19 protein-coding genes are annotated in these 22,353 nt (G+C 47.6%); 2 read left to right on the top strand and 17 right to left on the bottom strand.

From position 1 onward, the window contains the following. The coding region (locus tag ACXAFR_RS25825) for a tyrosine/phenylalanine carboxypeptidase domain-containing protein (protein ID WP_475182692.1) at positions 1–575 on the top strand (575 nt) is incomplete at its 5' end. Here ACXAFR_RS25825 and ACXAFR_RS25820 read toward each other — a convergent pair. From ACXAFR_RS25820 to hemH, 8 genes are all read right to left on the bottom strand, one after another. Then, complete coding sequence (locus ACXAFR_RS25820) at positions 557–1,726, bottom strand: tRNA-queuosine alpha-mannosyltransferase domain-containing protein (protein ID WP_475182690.1); 1,170 nt, start codon at positions 1,724–1,726, stop codon at positions 557–559. The two genes, ACXAFR_RS25825 and ACXAFR_RS25820, sit on opposite strands and share 19 nt — an antisense overlap. A 173-nt stretch (positions 1,727–1,899) precedes the next feature. Further along, positions 1,900–2,943 carry a cyclic nucleotide-binding domain-containing protein gene (locus ACXAFR_RS25815; RefSeq protein WP_475182687.1) on the bottom strand — a complete coding sequence of 348 codons (1,044 nt, stop codon included), beginning with the start codon at positions 2,941–2,943 and terminating at the stop codon, positions 1,900–1,902. Between the two features lie 227 nt (positions 2,944–3,170). Continuing rightward, on the bottom strand, positions 3,171–5,843 hold the full coding sequence (locus ACXAFR_RS25810; protein WP_475182685.1) for a TonB-dependent receptor plug domain-containing protein: 2,673 nt from the start codon (positions 5,841–5,843) through the stop codon (positions 3,171–3,173). Between the two features lie 331 nt (positions 5,844–6,174). Beyond that, on the bottom strand, positions 6,175–7,467 hold the full coding sequence (locus tag ACXAFR_RS25805; RefSeq protein WP_475182683.1) for a M18 family aminopeptidase: 1,293 nt from the start codon (positions 7,465–7,467) through the stop codon (positions 6,175–6,177). A gap of 120 nt (positions 7,468–7,587) precedes the next feature. Beyond that, positions 7,588–8,382, bottom strand: coding sequence for an undecaprenyl-diphosphate phosphatase (locus tag ACXAFR_RS25800; protein WP_475182680.1), 795 nt, complete (start codon positions 8,380–8,382; stop codon positions 7,588–7,590). 109 nt (positions 8,383–8,491) lie between these two features. Beyond that, positions 8,492–9,211: a tRNA (adenosine(37)-N6)-threonylcarbamoyltransferase complex dimerization subunit type 1 TsaB gene (gene tsaB, locus ACXAFR_RS25795; RefSeq protein ID WP_475182677.1), complete on the bottom strand. Its 720-nt coding sequence runs from the start codon at positions 9,209–9,211 to the stop codon at positions 8,492–8,494. 123 nt (positions 9,212–9,334) lie between these two features. Beyond that, positions 9,335–10,120 (bottom strand): hypothetical protein, encoded by a 786-nt coding sequence (locus ACXAFR_RS25790; protein WP_475182674.1) that lies wholly within the window; start codon positions 10,118–10,120, stop codon positions 9,335–9,337. Positions 10,121–10,580: 460 nt separating this feature from the next. Continuing rightward, entirely contained in the window at positions 10,581–11,588 is a 1,008-nt protein-coding gene (hemH, locus tag ACXAFR_RS25785; protein WP_475182672.1) for a ferrochelatase, read from the bottom strand. Between the two features lie 336 nt (positions 11,589–11,924). Here hemH and ACXAFR_RS25780 point away from each other — a divergent pair, with 336 nt between their 5' ends. Then, a complete protein-coding gene (locus tag ACXAFR_RS25780; protein ID WP_475182670.1) occupies positions 11,925–12,059 on the top strand; it encodes a hypothetical protein in 135 nt (44 codons plus the stop codon). A gap of 854 nt (positions 12,060–12,913) precedes the next feature. Here the strand turns inward: ACXAFR_RS25780 and adk are convergent. From adk to rnc, 9 genes are all read right to left on the bottom strand, one after another. Further along, positions 12,914–13,564: an adenylate kinase gene (gene adk, locus ACXAFR_RS25775; RefSeq protein WP_475182667.1), complete on the bottom strand. Its 651-nt coding sequence runs from the start codon at positions 13,562–13,564 to the stop codon at positions 12,914–12,916. A gap of 274 nt (positions 13,565–13,838) precedes the next feature. After that, positions 13,839–14,675, bottom strand: coding sequence for a nucleoside triphosphate pyrophosphohydrolase (gene mazG / locus ACXAFR_RS25770; RefSeq protein WP_475182666.1), 837 nt, complete (start codon positions 14,673–14,675; stop codon positions 13,839–13,841). A gap of 51 nt (positions 14,676–14,726) precedes the next feature. Further along, entirely contained in the window at positions 14,727–16,970 is a 2,244-nt protein-coding gene (relA, locus tag ACXAFR_RS25765) for a GTP diphosphokinase (protein ID WP_475182664.1), read from the bottom strand. 151 nt (positions 16,971–17,121) lie between these two features. Continuing rightward, positions 17,122–18,534, bottom strand: coding sequence for a 23S rRNA (uracil(1939)-C(5))-methyltransferase RlmD (rlmD, locus tag ACXAFR_RS25760; RefSeq protein ID WP_475182662.1), 1,413 nt, complete (start codon positions 18,532–18,534; stop codon positions 17,122–17,124). A 108-nt stretch (positions 18,535–18,642) separates the two neighbouring features. Further along, the gene (gene cysM / locus ACXAFR_RS25755; RefSeq protein ID WP_475182660.1) at positions 18,643–19,533 is read right to left on the bottom strand and encodes a cysteine synthase CysM; all 891 of its coding nucleotides are present in this window, start codon (positions 19,531–19,533) and stop codon (positions 18,643–18,645) included. Between the two features lie 84 nt (positions 19,534–19,617). After that, positions 19,618–20,001, bottom strand: coding sequence for a holo-ACP synthase (acpS, locus tag ACXAFR_RS25750; protein ID WP_475182658.1), 384 nt, complete (start codon positions 19,999–20,001; stop codon positions 19,618–19,620). Further along, positions 19,998–20,705: a DNA repair protein RecO gene (gene recO / locus ACXAFR_RS25745; RefSeq protein WP_475182655.1), complete on the bottom strand. Its 708-nt coding sequence runs from the start codon at positions 20,703–20,705 to the stop codon at positions 19,998–20,000. The genes acpS and recO overlap by 4 nt, the downstream gene beginning before the upstream one ends. A 64-nt stretch (positions 20,706–20,769) precedes the next feature. After that, positions 20,770–21,666 carry a GTPase Era gene (gene era, locus ACXAFR_RS25740; protein WP_475182652.1) on the bottom strand — a complete coding sequence of 299 codons (897 nt, stop codon included), beginning with the start codon at positions 21,664–21,666 and terminating at the stop codon, positions 20,770–20,772. Beyond that, positions 21,663–22,349, bottom strand: coding sequence for a ribonuclease III (rnc, locus tag ACXAFR_RS25735; RefSeq protein WP_475182648.1), 687 nt, complete (start codon positions 22,347–22,349; stop codon positions 21,663–21,665). Before rnc ends, era begins: the two co-directional genes overlap by 4 nt. Positions 22,350–22,353 lie beyond the last annotated feature (4 nt).

Raw genomic sequence — 22,353 nt, 5'->3', positions numbered from 1 at the left:
CACTACTCATGGAAACACTGACATTCAGCAGTTTTCCATTTCGCGCTCGGCGAGTTGCAGACCGAGTCAGCGCTATCCATGTCGCAGAGCAAGGCGCAGATTTTATTGAAACCTATGAGCACTTAACCTCCCGAGGGCTGCCGCCAAACGACGCCTACACGACGGCTCAAAGAGTCTTTCGAGGAGGAAATGTAAAAGGTGGCTCGTTTTTTACCAAAGACCTTTCTTACGTCAAGGGTTACGTTGAAAACGTGAACTTTATTCGTTCCGCAATCAACGCGGGGCTGCCCGAATTGACTCTTATGATGTTCGTCGGCAAAGTGACCCTAGAAGACATCCCTGCACTCTACGAGGCGTACCTAGAAGGCTTTATCGAGCCACCGCGGTATTTACCTGAAATTTTCCGAGATTTATCTGGCTTGTACGTGTGGTTTGGATTTTCAGCCGGGATGTCGTTGGTGAGCTTCGATCGCGTGCAGAAACACTATGCAAAATCGTTTAAGAAAATTGCACCCGTTTGCCCCATAGAAATGTCACCAACACTGATGCGAAAGCCTCAGGACCTCCCCGATTGAATCAGCGAAACTGATGAATCTGAAGGAATGTCGTGATGAGAGCCAACGAAAACTCCCGAACCAATATCCTTGATAAGATTACGATAGCGATCCGCAAGGTATCGCCAAGAGCTTCGTGAGATATCCGGTGCTTCTGCATTGGATACTCGTAAACGCCGCAACAGGCGGTACATGTTACGGGCCTCTACCTCCAGATTGATCGATCCTTTGTAGAGATACTCATCTGGAAACACTTCTGGATAAGCCAGTCGACGTGGCAGTAATGGAACACACCCGCATGCAACCGCTTCGGCGACGGACAAGCCCTGAAACTCATGCATCGCAGTCGACAAAACAAAGTCGGCTTGTCGCAAATACTGAATATACTCATAGCGAGACGAGGCATATCCCGAAAACAGCAGACGCGAGCCAGCAAGGGCTTCGATTTCGGCAAATTCCGCCGGGCTCTGGCGAAACTCCGGCCCCAATATAACCAGATAAAAATTCTCTCTGCGGTCCACCAAAAGCCTTACGAATTCCAGCAATCGGTCTGGCCCTTTATCGTATTCACGCCGATGATTCCAAACCAGGGTATAGCCAGCTGAACTGCTGTCCGGAAGCCGGATGGGCGCATGCCCTTGTGCGAAAATCTCTTCGTATAACGGAACGGGAAGAAGACATGACTTCTCCCGCAACTGAGATGGCAATTTTTCCGAAACACAATCGGGCATTTTTGATAAAAGCGTCTCGCAACCTTCCAAAAACGTCTCTCGATTGTGGTTTGAATTAAATAATAAGCCATCTGCTGCCATCGCAGAATAAAGATTGACCATCTGTGGCTCGAGTGACTTTACCGCTTGATCTCGCACAGGATAGGAAAACTGGTTTTCGTGGAAATACACGAGATTGGGAATACTAGCCAGCTTTGGAACCAGTCCTCGCAATGTGGCAAGATCAACCATTGAGGTGGCCACGAGCAAATCATAGTCACGCTCCAGGATATCTTGATAATCCATCGCCCAACTCATGGCATTGCCACGAATCCGCCAACTAAAGTGTCGCGCGGGTAACGTTAGCAACGTCCATTGATGCTCAAATAAATGCTGCATCAAACCGTCACACCAATATTTGTGACTGGATGCATGATAAGCGGATAAAAGTAAAATTTTCACAATCGATTCGTACTTTGCTATTGGCAAGGAGACATCTCGGCAAACCGAGACTCTTCTAAACTCACGTTAAGACCTCGCCAAGAACACCCAACTCATGCACTGTGTTTTTACAGTATCGGTGTAACATCATTTGACGACATCAATTTCCAGTAAAACCCGATCCAGGATTTGCTTCAATCAGTACCAGGCATTAAATAAGCATCAAAGCCCCGCTGCGTCATTAAATAGGCGGCTAGCTTACTTCTTCGCCCTGCAGATGCCGTTATGACGTATTTCACAGCAGGATCCAAGTCCGTCAATCGATCCCTGAGACTCGCCAAGGGAAAATTACGACTGCCAGGCAAATGCTGAACTTTGTATTCCAAGGGCATACGGACATCGACAAATACAACATTGCGATTATTCCCACTCAACTCACTATCACCGGCATATTTTTGCGCAGGCGCGTGAAGCAGTTCGCAGAAATCCTTTTTTGAAAGACGCATTAAGCGGCCGTCGCTCAACATGGTTACGGTGGCATTGCGAGGCGCATCGGTTACTAAGGCCTCTTCACCAAAGAAGTGCCCCGCTTCGAGGGTCGCATTGATTCCACCTGCGACGTTAGTTACGGCAACTCGACCACGGTCTATCAAATAGAAGTAGTCACCCGTTCCCCCTTCTTTGATGACGGTTTCGCCTGCGGCTACGTCAACGGCATCAAATCGGGCGAAGAGCGATTGTAGGTTTGCTGACGGTATTTTTTGCAATAACGGTGATGCAAGCAACGCTGACATCCAATCAGTGGCAACCTCTTCGATTTCGATTCCACCAGCATCTACGCTCCAGTCCGCTGGCGCAGGCTGCAAACTTGTCGCTTCTGACTTCGCGGATTCGTTCCACGCCAACGCCAAATCCAGAAAATCCGCCTCCACACAGAGAACTTTGACTGCCGATGTCGCCATCGCCGATGTACGTGTGGGCGAACTGTCGTCCAGCGTCAAGCGGGCTCGCGGCGTCGCCGCTTCTACAGATTCTTTTTTGAAACCGGCACTGGTCAGCTCTACCTTGCCATCGAGAAGATAAAATCGAGTTGGTGACGGCTTGCCACGACGGAACAGCAGCGTACCTTGGGCTACATCACGAACCTCTGCGTGCTCGCAGACTTTGTCAAGAAAGTCTGCCTTCATAGTATCAAAGGGCGAAAACTGTAAAAGTGTTTTACGGTCAACGTTTGGCATGTCTGAACACTCTGAAATAGCAATTTTGACGTCGAATACAACGCCACTGACAGAGGAATTTTAAAAAGACAGGGGGTGATATACTGTGATTGAGTTCTCCTTAACTGGAGACGTCCCGCAGATGCCCGCAGCCACTGGATAAAACCGCCAACGGGATTCCTAAATTCAAGATCAGGAAAAGCCCTGCAGCAAAACTGCAAGGCTTTTCTTTTGGCGTACCTAGCAGCTTAAAATGTGTAGGTGACACCTGCTGCGAAATAGGCCCCATTAAAACCGAAAGGAGCCGAGCGGCGGGAATATTTGAACACTGTATCACTGGCCATGTCTTCCGCTCCTGCAGTGGATTCGAACAGCCCGCCACGAGAACTGGTGTTGGTTGCCTCATCTGGTGTTACATCAAAGATGTTGTTGCCGACCAGAAAGACATTCACCCCCTCCAGAAACTCGTAGCTGACGCGAATATCAGTGAGAATTTCTGCACCATAGGTCTGCCGCGTGTCGTCCAGAACCGTGTATTCGCCATAGCGATTTAGAGCCAAATTAACCGTCAGTCGGTCGAGGGACCAATTTCCTGAGATACTGATCCGATCTTTCGGCTGCCATTCTTCAATAATAGAAATATCCTGCTCACTAAAAACAACATCAGGATCCACTCCAGCAAGAGCACCGCCAGTTGGTACAAAAATATCCGTAACATCTGTATCGGTGAAGTTCGCAGCAAAGGTCAGATCCAAATACCCTTGACCGAGTTCAATACCCGAATACGTTGATACGATATCAACACCTCGGGTTTCTGTATTGGCGCCATTCAAAAAGAACTGCGCGGCACCGGCACCGGCATCATCCAAAGCCGTTGCCAGAGGACCGGTTACGGGATCGATCGGATCATCGTCAGCATCAAGTTGATTACTGATCGCAATGCGATCATCGATGTCTATCGCATAAGCGTCGACCGTTAGTGTCCACTGATCCGTAATCCCCCAGATAAAACCAATACTGTAATTGTCTGATTTTTCCTCTGACAACTCGGGAACACCAATGGCTTGTACCACCTCACTGTCATTTCGGAAAGTTCCCACGGTGACAGCACCATCTGAGCGGATTTGCGTGCTGATATTGTTGAAGTAGAGCTGCTGCATTGATGGCGCACGGAATCCGGTACTGATCGCGCCGCGAACCCGAAAGTTATCGGTAATCGCATAAGAAGTTGCCAACTTGAAATTCGTGGTATCTCCAAATCCGTCGTAATCATCATAACGAGCCGCGGCATTGATCAACCAGGAGTCCGTTAATTGATATTCGCCATCCAGATAAAGAGAAAAGACATCACGCTCCTCATCGACCGCAGATTCTGGAGATATACCGTTAAATCCCTGAATACTTCCGCCAGCATCCTGTGTGTACAGCGAGGCGCCAGTTAAAGGATCGGTATCATAATCAAACCAGGAATATTCATCTCCCGGTTTTACTTTGTAGGAATCTGTACGTAATTGCATGCCCGCAGCCAGCGATAAGTCTCCCAGCTGCTGAGTGTAGTCAACATCAAACGTACTCAGTTCTAGCTCTAAACCATAGGCATAGGCTGAACCGGGAATCGACGAGCGAATCTCAGCATCACTGAGCCCTTGACCAAACTGCAAAAAGTTAGCATAGGAATAGTTGGCGCTGTTCTCAGTCGTATAGTCGATTTCGTTTTTACCATAGGTATAGGAAACATCGATCGTCGCATCCCAGGATAAGTCCATACGGTATCCCAGGTCGAAAGAGATGTCTTCGATATCGGATTGAATGATGGGTACAAAGCCGTCAACATCCTTCGGATTCAAACCATCACTCAAAAGAGCCTCGTCAACACCGTTGGTTCCGGTCGGATTGCGGTAAAACGCACCAGACTTATTATCCCGTTCGGAATAAGTCAGAAAACCATAGACCTCACCGACACCAACCTCAACCCCCGCATTAGCGACGAAAGCAACTTGTTCCGAGTCGGCATCGCCGATCCTAAATCCATCGCGCCCCTGCCCACTGACCTCTGCAGACTCAAAACCTGCAGCGGGCTCCAGATAACCATTTCCGTCGGTATCAACACAACCTCCATACAAACACAATCCCTGAGGATCCGCTCGATTGGTTCGTCCTCGATCACGATAATTCAGAGTTACATTCAAAAATCCGGTATCGCCAAAACTGAACCCCTTGTTCAAATCAAGGTTGGTTGTCTCTCCATCCCCCTCACTGGTCTCGCCATAAGACGCCGAGGCGGTTCCCATTTCCGGGTCTTCTTTCAAAACAATATTAATAACTCCCGCAATCGCATCAGAGCCGTACTGCGCCGCTGCACCGTCACGCAACACTTCAATTCGCTCGATTGCAGATGCAGGAATTGCGTTCATATCAGTACCTGCAGTACCCCGCCCAACCGAGGTATTAATATGAATCAACGCAGCTTGGTGCCGGCGCTTACCATTTATTAACACCAGAGTTTGATCAGGCCCCAATCCACGTAAAGTGGCAGGCCGAAGCGCATCGGTGCCATCACTCACAGAGGAGCTTGAAAAGTTAAACGACGGCGCCGTTTGCTGAAGCATACGCCCCACTTCCGTTTGTCCAGTCTGAGCCAGTGCGTCGGCTGAGAGAACATCGACGGGTACCGGGACTTCTTCCGCGGTGCGGCTTTTCGTCCGTGTCCCTAACGTGACCACCTCTTCAATCGTGGCGTATTCATCATCGGTGTTTTGCGCAAAAAGTGCGTCAGAATGAATAATTGACATCAACGCTAGCGGCAGGACCGCCATCTTAAACACTGGACGAGACGCCATACGTTCCGTTGCTTCACGACCAAGTAACGACGAGTTTGATGAATTCGATTTTGAGCTTGCTTTTAATGATATCTCACGCATCAGGCGATTCCTTTTTCTTTGCAACACACCGGAACAACACAGAATTTCGGCGAATACCTATGCGTCTCCGGCACAATTTCCGCAAGAAATACGTTGATCTGCGCGTTCGAGAGGTTGGTCAAATTGAATGTTTACCACACTTTTATTTCTGCGATATTTGGCAGTCTATTGTCGGTGGCATGGCAATTTTAGCAGTAAAGGGAGGCAAACAGCAAAGAAAGTAAAGATAAGTTGACGTCACAAGAAGCAACGCCCGAAGAGATATTCACGCGGCGGCTGCACAAGATTTTAGACGGGCCGGCAGTCTCTCACCCTACCGGCCAGACGTTATTCAGGGAAGTTGTGCCAAATAAAATTGCTTCAATACCTGAAACAGGTGAAAGGCATCTTTGTCTCCCGCCAACTCACGAACAGAATGCATTGCAAACGTTGGCACCCCAATATCGATGGTATTTACTCCAACCTGAGCGGCAGTAATCGGACCAATGGTACTTCCACACCCCATATCCGTGCGCGTCACAAAGGTCTGCACCGGCACTTCAACCGCATCACAACAATGTTTGAACCAAGCAGCAGTCTCACTGTTCGTGGCGTAACTCTGATTGGCATTCACTTTTATGACCGGACCTTTGTTCAAAATGGGCCCATGGTTGCCATCATGCTTGGAAATATAGTTTGGATGAACACCATGGGCATTGTCCGCTGAGACCATCATGGAACGACTGATAGCCCTCAATCGAGACTCTGATTCTGGTTGTAGTCGCTCTAAAAAATCTGCCAGCATTGGTCCCTGTGCGCCACAGGCTGACCGACTTCCAACTTCTTCATGATCATTGCACACAAGCAATTTATTTCCACCACCAGAAGAATGAATCAGCGATTGCGCGCCGATATAACAGCTCAGTAGATTATCGAGCCTCGCACTCGCTAAAAATTCCTTACGCGCCCCGACGTACGCAGGTGGCTGAACATCATAGAAAGATAACTCGTGGCTCAGTATTTTCTTTGCGCTGTTAACGCCCTGTTCACACAATATCGCCAACAAGAAGGTATCAAAGTCAGCAGCAGTATCTTCATCGGTACAAGATAGGATCGGCAAAATATCCGTTTGCGGATTTACACTACGACCTTGATTAGCCTCGCGGTCCAAATGAATAGCCAAACTGGGGATGATTGCTATGGGCTCTTTGAGATTGATTATGACACTGCGAACACTGCCGGAATCATCCAAATAACTGACTCGCCCTGCTAACGATAGATCCCGATCAAACCAGGGGTTGAGAAGTGCGCCACCATAAACTTCAACGCCGACCTGAAAGTACCCTTTCTTTTCAACAGTTGGGTTGGGCTTTACTCTGAGGCACGGACTGTCTGTATGCGCCCCAACCATATGCCAACCCGTGTCGGCTAAGTTTTCCTGACCTTTTATAAAAGCGATAATCGATGAGTCATTTCTGGTCAGATAATACTTACCGCCATCAATTACCGACCAAGCTTCTCCTTCCCTTAATTCACTAAAACCGGCGTCTTCAAATAAGTTCTTGAGGGACATAACCGCATGAAACGGCGTTGGAGAGCCGTTTAAAAACGCCAACAGCTCGTCGCTAAACACTTGTTTTTCCACAAATATTACCTTTTATTTGAATCGGTTACTCTGCCAAACAACACTACTACAATACACAGTGAGGCGAGTCGCTCTACACTGAGTATAGAAAAGAGCTGATATCGCACCCCAGCCCCCGCGCTAGAATAGAATCAACGTAAACAACAACAGACCGAGCACCAGACGATAAATGACAAATGGCATCATGCCAATTCGATCAATCCAGGACATAAATAGATGAATACACGCGGCAGCACTGAGCGCCGAGAGCAGCACTCCAAGGAAAATATCTCCCCAATTAATGGCGTGCCCCTCCATCAACTCCAGAGCTTTAAAGCCACCACTTAAAACAATCAGAGGGATCGAGAGGAAAAAGGAAAAGCGCGCAGAAGATTTACGATCCAAACCCAACGCCAGCGCCGCCGTAATCGTTATTCCAGAGCGAGATGTTCCAGGTATTAGAGCCAGCGCCTGAGCGCAACCTATGATCAAAACGTTTTTGATGTTGAGATCTTTCAGAGAAAATTTCCGACTGCCCGTTTTATCAGCCCACCCCAATACCAGGCCGAAAACGATGGTCGTAGTCGCAATCACCGCGATAGATCGTAAATTTGCCTCGATAAAATCATTAAACATTAACCCGGCTAGACCTGCAGGAATCGTCCCCAGAATGACGAACCAAGCAAGTTTACTGTCGTCTGTATGCGAGCCCTTTAAACTGCCAAACCAGGCAGTCAGCAGCGCCCAGACATCACGCCGAAAATAAGCAAGAACAGCAATCAACGACCCAACATGCACAGCAACATCAAAGGCTAAACCTTGATCAGGCCAACCAAGAACCTCACTGGGTAAGATCAGATGACCTGAGCTTGAAATGGGAAGAAACTCGGTGAGGCCTTGAATGACAGCTAAAACCACCAGCTGAATAAAATCCATAGAAATAACTCTCAGACAGATTAATGCGAAATTGAATATGCCGATTGACGTCCAACCAAGACAAGGGCAATGGGCATGACACTACTTACAAAGGCTATTAATTTACCGCTCACACCCTGGGAAGATCAGTTTTGACGCTGGGTTGCGCCACCTGATTACGGAGATAGGTGAGCTCGGCTTGTGCAATGGGAATCGAATAACCGGAAGCATACTCACGAGCAGCTAAAGGCAACAAGTCTACAGCCGCCACCTGAATATCTGGTAAGACACTGACCTCCATAGAAGCCAACTCCGGATAACTCAGACCGGATCCTATCAAGACAGTTTCACCACTGAGGTTTTTTTCAACGTATGCCGCTGCGGCTGACGGAGAAAGCAAACTCTCCTCCCCCATTTCCCGCAACACAGGACCGAAGGAATCCACACCTAAAACGTCGTAAGTGGCAAAATAAACCTCGTTCATACGGGCATCTATCGCGACAAACACACGACAACCCACAGCGAGATTCGCCGCTCGGACAGCACTGATCGCTGTTGCTGCTAGTGTCGATACGGGAATGACTGGAATATTACAAGAATATGCCAAGCCCTGAACCATACCTAAGCAGATTCGTAAGCCAGTAAATGACCCTGGACCGCGACTAAATGCTATCGCATCAATGTCAGCAAGAGAAAGTTTGCCTTCACCGAGTATGGATTCCAATAAAGGAAGGATTTTTTGGCTGTGCTCACGAGGCGACTCCACTCGGCGTTCAAAAACGGCGTTTTGAGAATGGATCGCAACAGAACAATAGCTCCCGGAGCTATCTATAGAGAGAATAAGAGACATAGGATTGGAAAATCTTCAGTTTTCCGGTGCAATGATGACCTAAATAATCCTATATGGAAATAAAAAACACCCCACAAGTGACCTTGTGGGGTGTTTTTCAGTACCGAAAAGACGAAAAGGAAATTATTCGCCCTGAGTTTCCGGTGCAGTAGGCGCTGCGGCCGCTGGAGCTGCCTTAGCCTTACGTTTAGCTGGCGCTTTGCGAGCCTTACGCTTGGTTGCTACCTTGGGAGTGCTTGTCGCCGCTGCCGCCTTGGTCTTGCGCTTGGTTGCAGGGGGACGACCTGGACGGCCAGGTTTTTTCTTAGCTGCGGCTTTCGCTTTAGCTGCGGCCTTCTTTTCCGCCATTTTCAGACGTAAAGCGGCTTTCTTTTCGGCCAATTTAGCTTTGGCTTTAGCCTTTTTCTCAGCATTTTTCTGCTTGACTGCAGCAGCTTTGCTGGCCGCTTTGGCTTTGGCAGCGGCTTTTTTCTCCGCTGCTTTCACTTTAGCCTTCACTTTAGCAATGGTTGCTTTGGCTTTAGCTTTCAGCTTTTTCTTAGCAGCAGCCAATTTCTTGGTGTCTTGCTTGGTACGCTGCTTGGTCCACTTGGCTTCAAACGCTTTAATAGCCTTATCCAGATCAGCTTTGGACTTTTGATCCAGAGAAGCAGTCAGCTTTTCAAGCGTCATGTCGACTGACTGGGATGCAGCTTCTGCCGAAGCAATGCTCTTGGCGCTCGCTAAAGCCAATTTAGCTTCAACCGCTTTGTCTTTTAATGTTCTGACCTTGGCAACCTGCTTGGCCACGGCATTGGTTGCAGACTCAGCTGCACGCTTATCCGTGACTCGCTTGCTTTTCGCTGCTTTGGCTTTTGCCGCAGCAGCCTTTTTACGAGCAGCAGCCTGATTTTTAGTCTCAGTCTGCAATTGCTTGGTCAGTTGATCAAAAGCAGCCTGAGCTTTTGCAACCGCGGGAGACGCTTTTGAGGCGACTTTTTTCTTTGCTGGTCCACGGGTTTTAGCCGCAGCTTTTTTAGACTTTGCTTTTGGGGCTCTTGCCATTTTTAATCTCCTGACAAAAATTTTTTTTGCGATTCAACAACGGGTTTTGCCATAGAAATTTTTTATTTATGGCATTTACAAGAATATTATTTAAAAAAAATGATTTTTCCACCCATTAACATCATTTTTTTCGGTTTTTTTTGAAAAAAAATGCGTTTTTTTTGTTTTCAGACCATTTTTTTTCAAAAAAAGAACCATTTTCAATTTTTGGCTGTTTCAACAACGCTTTTTGCGTCATGTGGACAACCAATCCAATTTTGGAAATTCGACACGATACGGGCGCTTTTTTTAAGAGGAAAATGACTCAAAAAAGTCTCCTTCAAAATCATTTCGACGAGCTTTTATTAACCGTCGACCAACCAAAATGTTCAGCCACAATTCCTCTCATCATTTCGATATGAGCGGGCTGGTCATTCAAGCAGGGAATCATCTCATAGCTCTCCCCTCCTGAGTCCAAAAAGGTCTTTTTATTCTCCACGGCAATCTCTTCCAACGTTTCAAGACAGTCTGACGCGAAGGCCGGGCAGACGACGTGAACATCTCGTATCCCCAATTGTGGAAACTCAGACAAGACGACATCCGTATAGGGTTTTAACCACTCAGCTTTTCCCAGGCGAGACTGATAACTGATTTCCCAGTCGTCATTTTTCAAATTCAGAGCTTCGGCCACCAGATTTGCAGTGGTAACACACTCATTTTGATAGGGATCACCTCGATCAATGCAGCGCTTAGGTATGCCGTGAAATGAAAAGAGCAGCTTTTGAGGTTTGGAATGCAATGTCCAGTACTCACTTATGGATTTCGCAAGAGCCTCGATGTAATCGCTCCGAGTGCAATAGTTTTTTACGACACGGATATCAGTGATATCTCTTTGACGTAAAATCAATTTGGCGTATTGGTCGAAAATTGCCCCCGTAGTCGTCGCTGAGTATTGAGGATACAGCGGCAGCAGAAGAATTTTCTTAATCCCCTCATGAGTCAGCTCTTTCACCCGCTCCTCTAATTTTGGAGCGCCGTAAGTCATCGCGTAGGTCACTTTAATCCGTTCGGGATTAAGAGACTCCTGCAATCTACGCGTTTGTCGCTTCGTTATGGCCAGCAACGGAGACCCCTCTTCGGTCCATATCTGCTGGTAAAGCTTGGCAACCCTTCCACAACGAAGCGGCAGAATAATTCCCTCCAATAGCGGTTTCCAAATTACACGAGGGACTTCAACCACACGGGAATCTCCAAGAAACTCCCTTAAGAATTTCCGTACAGCACTCGCAGAAGCTTCTGTCGGCGTCCCCAAGTTCATTAGAATCACTGCAGCTTTTTCGGTATTCACATCCATCAGAATCTCCTGGCAAACATATACCGCCACCATTGGGGGGCAGCATTCTACTCTACGTGGAGAAAATGTTTGAGGTTTTAAATCAGAAAATTCATGTTTTGTTCTTTGCCGGATAAATCCGTCAATTGAACTCAGGGGGGAACTCGACGTTTATGAGTTAAAAAGCTGAGAAATCCAGGTTTAAACCAAAATAGAAAATTTCGTTCGGAAATTGACTAGGAGCTGCTCAAATGGCTTTTCCATCGAACTCGAAAAGCAGTACCAGGTTACAAGAGATTGATTGATGCCATCATTTTTCAGTATCGAATCTAAAAGTACACTGTATGGGAAATCATCATGACGACAAGTCCCAACCTCTATAACCGAGTACTCCATTCCTTTATCTTTATCCAACTCATCAACAAACAACATTGGATAGCTGAATCGATGACAAGGCCGGAATCACAGCAGTCCTATTACGTAAATGGCTAATCTTAACCAAGGGAACCTCTGATTAATTACCTGCGCTGCCATCGCTGCGTTAAAAATGATCTCAAAATGCTCATCTACACCGCGTTACCCGAAGGGTCGGTCCCACCGCTTTTCGGTCATTTTTGCCTTACGCTGGCTGCCTCGCTGACATTAATCAGAGGTTCCCAAGATCTATGGCAACTTCGGCTATTTCACCATCTGCCGTTGACGTGGGAGCACACAAGATAAGTTTGATCAAAAACGTTTATTTACGTACTGGGCGAGATCCCTGCTTTTCAGTCTCGTTAATCCAACATGCCGAGGGCGGCCGTTTAGGGCACTGCGAATAACGGTCACAGGAGCACAACATCGCAATGAACGGAAAATGAAACGCCTCTGGCAAATCATGAGAGGGCCAACCAAGTAAGATCCACAATAAAGGCCTTTAAACCATCGCGGATCTTTTGCTTTTGCCCTTTACGTACCCTCTTTCACCGGAATCTGGCTTCTCCTTAGAAAAGGGATGCCACTCGCCTGGCGGCGATCTCAGCGTCGGTCATTACCCAGTATTTTTTACAGAACCCTTTTCATTGCGCATCATGGAATAGGAGCTAAGAGCGTCTTAGGGCACAGATTAAACGAATAAAGGCTCGGGATTTACTCGATTCCTTGAGCGCTGTTCGAGGATGACAACACCGTCAATGGCCTTTAAACGGAATCCAAGTCAACGAACAGAGATCAGCGACAAAATGCATACGGCAATAAAAAAGGCCCCAAAAGGGGCCTCTTAGTACGGCGTCTTCATTCTTATATATAGAAAGAAGACAAATACCGCTTCTATATAGACGTCAAAGACGAAGGTAGCGACCGGAAGATCACTTCAACGCATCAAAGATCTTTGCCTTAATATCATCCAAGCTGCCAACGCCTTCTACCTTGGAATACTTGGGCGCATTCCCAGTCGTTGTCGCTAATTGTTGATAATAACCGACCAAAGGCTTGGTCTGATCGTGATAAACCGCTAAGCGTTTACGAACAGTCTCTTCTTTGTCGTCTTCCCGTTGAATTAACGCTTCGCCCGTCACATCATCCTTACCCTCTTCTTTGGGTGGATTAAATTTAATGTGATAAGTGCGCCCGGAATCCGGATGAACTCTGCGGCCACTCATTCTGCCAACGATCTCTTCATCATCAACATTGATCTCGAGTACGTGATCCAGCGCAATTCCGGACTCTGTCAGAGCTTCCGCCTGGGGGATTGTGCGAGGAAAGCCATCAAATAAGAAGCCATTTGCACAATCGGGCTCAGCAATTCTGTCTTTGACCAAGGCAATGATCAAGTCGTCGGAAACGAGGCCACCTGACGCCATGATATCCTTGGCTTTCAAACCGAGAGGGGTTTCAGCTTTCACCGCTGCGCGCAACATATCACCTGTAGAAATTTGCGGAATACCGTATTTCTCAGTGATAAATTGAGCTTGAGTGCCTTTACCTGCGCCGGGCGCTCCCAATAAGATGATTCGCATGAGGGTTTATTCTCCTAACTGATAAATCCTTTTCGAGAAACTGACTGTTATAAGAAGTATCGTCATTAAGTGTCAGGCTCGATGCGCGGCCTGTGGATGCCCTGAAAGCGACCACCCGCAAAGGAAGCTACAATACACGTTGGCCAAAAGTGAAACAAGGCCGTTCCTATCTAGCCTGGCTTATCTTTGGGGTAACTCATTGATTTGTATCAAGTTAGCAAAAAGCGCTTGGACTTAAGTCTAATTATTATTGCCAAATTCAGTAAACCATTTGTCACTTCAATTTCGTTTTTGCCTCATCCCAAAGGTGGTCCATTGCTTCCAGGTCCACCTCCTCCAAAGTTTTTCCTGCCGATTTAAGTGTCGACTCAATGTAGGCAAAGCGATTTGAAAATTTTCGGTTAGTGGCTCGCAATACCGTTTCTGGGTCCGCTTTTGTATGGCGACAAGCATTAACAACGGCGAATAATAGATCGCCGAGTTCTTCATGAAGGTTTTCGGTATCCCCCGCCTTCAGAGCGTCTTCGACCTCTTCCAGCTCCTCTTTAATTTTAGCCAGCACATTTTCAATCGAAGGCCAATCAAAGCCGACCGTCCCCGCCCTCTTCTGTAATTTAACAGCGCGGGTCATCGAAGGCATATTTGCAGGAATATCATCGAGTAATCCGGTAAACCCCTTTGCTTCCCGCTCGTCTTTTTTAAGTTGCTCCCATTGAGACAAAACGCCCGATTGAGGCAAATCAACAGGCGCATCACCGAAACTATCTAATGTCCCCCCGGGAAAAACATGTGGGTGACGCCGAATTAATTTGGAAACCAATCCAGAGACCACCTCAGGAAACGAAAAGTGTCCATCTTCGGCCGCCATTTGGCTATAAAAAATGACCTGAAAGAGTAAATCACCCAATTCTTCCCGAAGCTGACGGAAATCTTCCTGTTCGATCGCGTCTGCAACTTCGTACGCTTCTTCAACCGTTGATGGCAAAATCGACTTATAAGTCTGTTTTACATCCCACGGGCAACCATTATCGGGATTTCTCAACATCTCCATAAGAGCAACTAGGTCTTCAACCGTGTATTGGAGCGTACTGTCTTGGGATTTCTGACTCAAAAATATTTTTCCTTATAAAATGTCGACAGCTTTATCTCTTTCCATGACGAACTACTGATGCTTACGCCGTGCAGATGCGACGTTAGGCAGTTGATTTAATCGGCTTAAAACCCGACTTAATTCACCAAAACTGCCGATTTCCAAAGTAATCAGCATGTCTACCGTATTTTTGCGTTTATCCGACAGGGTTTGCATGGCGCTAATATTGATACGCTCAGCATCGAGCAGTTGCGTGATATCACGCAATAAACCGTGGCGGTCAAACGCTTCTATCATCACCTCAACTGAGTAATTGTTCTGTGGAGCTTCACTCCAGTCGACTTTGATTATTCGTTCTGGTTCGTCCGATTGTAGCTGTAAAACATTACTACAATCTTGCCGATGAACAGAGACACCTCGTCCTAACGTGATATATCCGATAATGGCATCGCCAGGAACCGGCGTGCAGCATCCCGCCATATGGGTCAACAAATTGCCGACACCGTCGATAAAGATGTCCTTTTCTGTACTAGCTTGAGAGGCGCGACCAACCAAACTAATGACGGGGTCGTGAACATTTGTCGGAGAAATCAATTTCTGTGCGGCATTCACCACATGACCGACACCAATATCACTGGCACCCACTGCCGCGTAGAGATCATCCAGACCAACCAGGTTGAGATTTCGGGCAAGCTGTTCGTAATCCAACTCATCGACAGCCAGGCGACGAAATTCTTTGTCAAGAATAGCGCGCCCCTCTGCGATATTCTGTTCCCGAGCCTGCATCTTAAACCAATGTTGAACCTTGGCTCTGGCGCGGGAGGTTTTAAGGTAGCCAAGCGCAGAAGACATCCAATCGCGACTCGGAGCCTCGTTCTTACCAGTAAGAATCTCAACTTGATCCGCAGTTTTGAGCGCATAATTTAATGGCACAATACGGCCATTCACCTTCGCGCCACGGCAGCGGTGCCCTACCTCAGTGTGGACTCGATAGGCAAAATCAAGCGGTGTAGATCCCTGAGGAAAGTCAATGACATGTCCATCGGGGGTAAACACATAAACGCGATCTTGTTCCACGCCGGAACTTAGATCATCTTGCAGGGGAATCCCGCCCAATTCTTCATGCCATTCTAGAACTTGCCGCAACCAGGCAATTTTCTGTTCATAGCTGTCTTCACTGGATTCGTTATCCGTCCCCTTGTAACGCCAGTGTGCACAAACACCGAATTCTGCTTCCGCATGCATCGAATGGGTGCGTATTTGGACTTCCAATACTTTGCGATCCGGCCCGATGACAGCAGTATGTAATGACCGATAGCCATTCTCTTTAGGCGACGCAATATAATCATCAAATTCATTGGGAATATTACGCCACAGCGTATGAACAATACCCAATGCAGAATAACAATCGCGTACTGTCGGTACCAGAATCCTTACCGCACGAATATCATAAACTTGCGAGAAGCCGATATCCTTACGGCGCATCTTTCGCCAAATACTATAGATGTGTTTGGCTCGACCCGATATATCCGCCTGGACATCGGCGCTCTGCAACTCCCCCTGAAGAATATCAATCACCCTATGAATGAATTCTTGCCGGCTGACACGCCTTTCGTCCAATAGTCGGGCGATGGTTTTATAATCTTCGGGTTCTAAATATCGGAACGAAAGGTCTTCTAGCTCCCACTTAATATGTCCAATGCCCAAGCGATGAGCAAGAGGCGCATAGATGTCAGCCACCTCCCTCGCTACACGGCGGCGCTTGACCCCATCGGCATTTTTCACTGCACGAATTGCACAGGTTCTTTCAGCCAGCTTGACCAAGGCAACTCGAACATCGTCGACCATTGCCACCAGCATTTTGCGCACTTTCTCTGACTGCTCTTGGGACGGGGTACCCAGTACAGATTCATCACTATCGTTGCGTAATGTCGTAATAATCGCCATACGCAATACGCCTTTGATCAACTTGGCGACGCCGTCGCCGAATGTCTCTCTCACCTGATGTAATGATATTTTACTTTCACGGACGGACCGATACAGCAATGCCGCCTGCAAGGTTTCCGAATCCAGATGCAAATCACCCAGAATTTCGGCCATTTCCAGCCCAGTAAGAAAACTGTTGGCGCCTTCTCCCCAAGAAGACACTTTGCTCTTTCCGCTCAAATTTGCTTGAAGCGCTACTTCACACGCGGTATGAAGCAATTGTGCATCGTTTTCAGTGAGCGGATTGATTCCGTGCATGCGTGCTATCCACGCATCGATGTCGACGTTACCATCCGCCGAAATGGGGTGATCGTCTCTGACTTTGACCATGATAAAATTTATGTACTCTGGCAAATAGAACAGATGAAGCACTCAGCACTAGGCCATGGCCCATACCTTGCCGCAACAATCATAGAGTTCTCTATTCTGGGTAATGATAGAAACTAAAACGCCATTGTTCCTATCCAGTCGCCCTTATCGGCTAATTGGAAGGCACAAACAATGCCACACTTTCTAAATGTGCCGTCTGGGGAAACATATCCACCGCTTGCAAATGTTGTAACTGATAACCGGCATCCACCAAAATTTTAGCGTCACGAGCAAAACTCGACGGATTACAAGAGACGTAAACAAGGCACTTAAACCGATGTTTTGCCAGGCGATGACAGATCAATTCTGCGCCGGATCTCGGCGGATCCAACAATATTTTATCGTATTCGGTGAGATTAATGGAGTCGATATCCGCCTCTGAAAAAAGATCCGCACAGACAAATTCGATATTAGACAGTTGATTCACTTCCGCATTGCGCTGTCCCAAGGCCAGAGACTGTGGTTGGCATTCAATACCGACGACGGAATGCGCTCGACTGGCAACGGGAATTGTGAAATTCCCATTGCCACAAAAAAGATCCAGCAATCTATCGGATGAGGAAGGTGCCAGCCAGGATAAAACCTGCGTAACTAAAGCATCATTAACCTTACGGTTATTTTGCGTGAAACCATTTGGTGCAAAATACAGCCGACAATGACCATTCTGCAAGTTGTAGTAGCAGCCCTCATCGGCAACCTCTGAAGAAACCTCATCATTTGAAGTTAAAAGTGGCACAGGAATCAAGCGGCCCTTATTTTCAAACTGTAACCAGCATTTCACCAAAGCAAAAAGCTCTGAAGGCAACTTCTCGGCGATACTCTGACAGACCTGCTGAATCCTTTCTGGAGAACACGAGTCCTCCTGCAAAACTCTGATAACCCACTGTGTTTTCGGCAGAGCTTCGATCAGATCGATATGGCCAAAGCAATAGGGAATAGCCGGATCTTTATAACATTGGCTCACAAACGTTTGTAGCGAGGGCAATAGCGACTGCAATTCCTCGGCAAGAATAGGACATTCAGTAATCGGCACCAGCCGCTGCGAGGCTTTTTCCACCAAAGCAAGGCGCCCCTTTTTATCAACTCGCAGCCGAACCCGGCTTCGGTATTCAAACGGTAGAACCGCTATAGGCTCAGAGTGCTCTTTCGACTGCAATTGGTATTTTCGTCGGAACAGAGACAGCATGTCTTGTGATTTAAGATCGACTTGTTCACGCCAATCTAAGTGCTGCAATTGGCAGCCTCCACACTGAGAAAAATGACGGCAAGAAGGCTCGAGACGAAACTTCGAAGGGCGTAAAACATCCGCGACAGCACATTCATCATAGGACTTACGTGCGGTATATTTTTTCACGGTACAAAGCTCACCCGGCAGGCCACCGTCAACAAAAACCGTTCGCCCTTGCTGCTTGGCAATACCTCTGCCTTCACTGGAAAATCCGACGATTTCGAGCGGTTTATGAATTGCGTTGCTCTTTGCGGATCCGCGACGGGATTTATCCGCATGTTTAAAAAAACGTACCATAGAGTTATTGCTTTGCTAGCGCGCCTGCTGATCGTTCATACAATTTTCAACGATCGGATAAAAATAAAACCGTCAACATTAGCACCCGGAGACTCAACGTCGGCTCAATCATGGCTGGTAAACACCCGATGACAAATAGCGATCACCACGATCACAAATAATAGCAACGATCACAGCATGTTCCGTTTCTCGACTTATCTGCAACGCGCCGGCGACAGCTCCACCACTGGAAACACCACAAAAAATACCCTCCTCGCGCGCGAGGGATCTCATCGTATTCTCGGCCGTCGTTTGATCCATGTTGATGGTTCGGTTTACACGAGATTCGTCGAAAATTGATGGCAGATATTCTTTCGGCCAGCGACGAATTCCAGGGATGCTAGCACCGTCTTCTGGCTGTAAGCCCACAATCTGAACCTTCGGATTCTGCTCCAAAAGGTAACGCGAAGTTCCCATGATTGTTCCCGTTGTACCCATCGAGCTAACAAAATGGGTTATGGTTCCACCAGTCTGCTGCCAAATTTCAGGCCCTGTCGATTGGTAATGGGCCAGTGGATTATCTCCGTTTCCAAACTGATCAAGAACTTTTCCATCACCGTCTTTCTGCATTTTCATCGCGAGATCGCGAGCGCCTTCCATCCCCTCTTCCCGGCTGACCAGAATTAGCGTAGCGCCGTATGCTGTCATTGCGGCCTTGCGCTCTTCTGTCGCATTTTCCGGCATGATTAAAATCATCCGATACCCTTTTATGGCCGCCGCCATGGCCAAAGCGATGCCCGTATTACCACTGGTTGCTTCGATCAGTGTGTCACCCGGTTGTATTTCCCCACGTAACTCAGCTTGTCGGATCATCGATAAGGCCGGACGATCTTTAACGGAGCCCGCGGGGTTATTGCCTTCCAGTTTAACGAGAACAGTATTGGTGGTATTGCCTGGTAAACGCTGCAATCGAACGAGCGGCGTGTTACCGATACATGCTTCAATAGTCGGATAATTCATAAGCAATTCTTGTAAGAAATGTGACAGGTTTTTTGAATTGATCGTTGTCCGACAGTCAGTAAACTTGCCGGATATCTCCTTTGCTCAGGAACAGGATTCAAGCACGACCGTCGCTGTTACATAGTGTTTTTCGTCAGAGACACTGACCCATGTGGAACGCCCTCCCAGCTCGGCAAACCGTAACTGCGCCCCTCCTGAGAATTTTAGGAGGGGGGCTCCTGTCGGTAAATGCTCAATCTGAATATGTTGCCAAGAGACGCCTCGACCGATTCCTGTCCCCAGAGCTTTAGACGCAGCCTCTTTGACACAAAATCGCTTCGCAAGAAATGTGCCCTGCTGCTTTGTCTTGGAAAACTCCTGCAGTTCGAAATCGGTTAAAATTCGTTGGGCAAAACCGGTACCCAGTCGATCTAATACATCGAGGATACGCTGAGTCTCGACGATATCCGTGCCAAGTCCAATAATCATGATGGCCTTATATTCGCAAATAATTCACGGCTTTTAAGTGGCTTTTCTCCGAGTAGAGGCTTTAACAATTGACGAGCAAGCCGCTTCGCTGCTCGCAAAGTTTCCGGCTCAGAGTAGTCTTCGTTAGCAATTGCCAGCAAAGCCCGCCCTGAATACCTTTCCGGAAACTGACCTTGCGATGATTCCAATAAGCCACTTTCTGGATCGCAATAATATTCTTTTAATGCATTAATTTCCGTGCCTGACATGAGTTCCAGGGTCAAATCAGGCATATACCCCAATAGTTGAAGAAGCGAAAATTCAAATTGACGCAGCACAGGCTCCAGCGCATCACCATCAGCCAATCGAGAGAGTGACCATTCGTATATATCGTAGAGGGTCTCGCTGGGATCGTGTTCTGGCACGATCCGACACACCAGTTCATTAAGATAAAAACCCGCATAGAGAGAAACGCCAACTAAGCGCCTTGTTGCTTCGCCTCGCTCGACTTGAATCATCGTTTTCATTGCGCTTTTACCACGCCAGGAGAAGAGCAGAGGATGAAATGGCTGAAGCAATGCTCTATCGGTTGATCGCGCCGACCGTACGCCTCTCGCGACAAGGCTGAGACGACCATGATGTAGGGTCAGGCAATCCAAGATCAGGCTTGTATTTCGAAACGGTCGGGAGTGCAGAATATACCCGGATTCCAGATTGACCTGCACTGACTATCCCCTTATACCAAGAGGGCTATCGCGAGAGAAAAACGCCAAACGCCACAGAGATTACTCAATCGAAACCAAGACTCTTGAGTGCACGCTCATCATCCGACCAACCGGCTTTGACTTTGACCCAGGTCTTTAACATGACCTTACTGTCAAACAGCGCCTCCATATCCTTACGCGACTGCTCCCCAATTTTTTTGAGCCTGTCGCCCTTGTTGCCGATGAGTATTTTCTTTTGGCCATCGCGCTCCACCAATACCAAAGCTGATATATGAAGCACGCCATTTTCATGACTAAACTCTTCGATCTCTACAACCATTTGGTAAGGCAGTTCATTTCCCAATTGACGCGTTATTTTTTCCCGCACGATTTCAGCTGCAAGAAATTTAGAGCTGCGATCCGTCAATTGATCTTCGGGATAAAACGGCGGCGAAATCGGTAAAAAGGATTCCACCAAGCTTTCAAAGCGATCAAGGTTTTTCGATTGCAATGCAGAAAGGGGGACAATTTCAGCGTTTGGGAAGCGCTCACTTAACGATTGCAATTGCGGTAAGAGGTCCTCTTTACGCTCCAACATGTCGACTTTGTTGACTGCGATGATGAGCGGGCCTTCAAAATGTTCCAGTCTCTCCGCAACCCGTTCATCTTCTTCTGTCCATCGTAGGCGATCTACCATGAATACCGCCACATCCACATCTTTCAACGCCGCTCTTGCAGATCGATTCATCGAACGATTAAGCGCTTTGCTGTTGTTATTGTGTAATCCTGGTGTATCGATATAAAGAACCTGTGCATTGGCACTGGTCTTCACACCGACAATATTGTGCCGTGTCGTCTGTGGCTTTCTGGACGTAATGCTGAGCTTTTGTCCCAAAATATGGTTAAGCAATGTCGACTTACCCACATTGGGGCGACCTACAATAGCGACATATCCACAGCGAAATTCGGTATCCGTGCTCATGACATTTCCCCACGCAAAATTGCCAAAGCCTTGGCGGCTGCTTGTTTTTCGGCGATACGACGACTACGGCCTGAAGCAATCGTTGGTTGCTTCAATGGCGCCACTTTGCAGTGAACCTTAAACGTTTGTTCATGGGCATCTCCAGTGGTCTCGACAACTTCATAATCGGGTAGTGGCTCTCGGCGGGCCTGCAGGTATTCCTGCAATTCGGTTTTTGGGTCTTTGGTGGAGCTGCTTAATTTCAAGGTGTCGAGACGGGATTTGTACCAAGTCAGCACGGCATCCGCAGTCGTTCGAAGATCGCTGTCGAGATATATGGCGCCGATGATCGCTTCAACACAATCTGCGAGAATTGAGCTGCGCTGTTGACCACCATTTTTAAGCTCGCCTTCCCCCAGTCGAATGCAAGGACCCAGATCAAACTCTCTGGCCATTTCAGCAAGGGTATCGCCTTTGACAAGACGAGAGCGAAGACGGCTTAACTGACCTTCGGTCGCTTCGGGAAAACGTCGATATAGCCATTCACCGACAATCTGACCCAGTACAGAATCACCGAGGAACTCCAAACGTTCATTGTGATCTGCACTGAAACTGCGATGGGTCAATGCGGTAGTGAGGAGCTCACCTTTAGAGAAATCATGGTGAATTCGCTGACAGAGACGGCGCCTTAATAATTCAGACACAAGC

It is taken from the genome of Pseudomaricurvus sp. ABR4_320 (assembly GCF_056159445.1).
This window is presented reverse-complemented; position numbering and strand designations above follow the sequence as displayed.

Bases quoted from the DNA above. Each gene is read 5' to 3' on its own strand.
- ACXAFR_RS25815 (WP_475182687.1), bottom strand. From the start codon at position 2,943: ATGCCAAACGTTGACCGTAAAACACTTTTACAGTTTTCGCCCTTTGAT.
- ACXAFR_RS25810 (WP_475182685.1), bottom strand. From the start codon at position 5,843: ATGCGTGAGATATCATTAAAAGCAAGCTCAAAATCGAATTCATCAAAC.
- ACXAFR_RS25800 (WP_475182680.1), bottom strand. From the start codon at position 8,382: ATGGATTTTATTCAGCTGGTGGTTTTAGCTGTCATTCAAGGCCTCACC.
- tsaB (WP_475182677.1), bottom strand. From the start codon at position 9,211: ATGTCTCTTATTCTCTCTATAGATAGCTCCGGGAGCTATTGTTCTGTT.
- hemH (WP_475182672.1), bottom strand. From the start codon at position 11,588: ATGGATGTGAATACCGAAAAAGCTGCAGTGATTCTAATGAACTTGGGG.
- ACXAFR_RS25780 (WP_475182670.1), top strand. From the start codon at position 11,925: ATGACGACAAGTCCCAACCTCTATAACCGAGTACTCCATTCCTTTATC.
- adk (WP_475182667.1), bottom strand. From the start codon at position 13,564: ATGCGAATCATCTTATTGGGAGCGCCCGGCGCAGGTAAAGGCACTCAA.
- relA (WP_475182664.1), bottom strand. From the start codon at position 16,970: ATGGTCAAAGTCAGAGACGATCACCCCATTTCGGCGGATGGTAACGTC.
- rlmD (WP_475182662.1), bottom strand. From the start codon at position 18,534: ATGGTACGTTTTTTTAAACATGCGGATAAATCCCGTCGCGGATCCGCA.
- cysM (WP_475182660.1), bottom strand. From the start codon at position 19,533: ATGAATTATCCGACTATTGAAGCATGTATCGGTAACACGCCGCTCGTT.
- acpS (WP_475182658.1), bottom strand. From the start codon at position 20,001: ATGATTATTGGACTTGGCACGGATATCGTCGAGACTCAGCGTATCCTC.
- era (WP_475182652.1), bottom strand. From the start codon at position 21,666: ATGAGCACGGATACCGAATTTCGCTGTGGATATGTCGCTATTGTAGGT.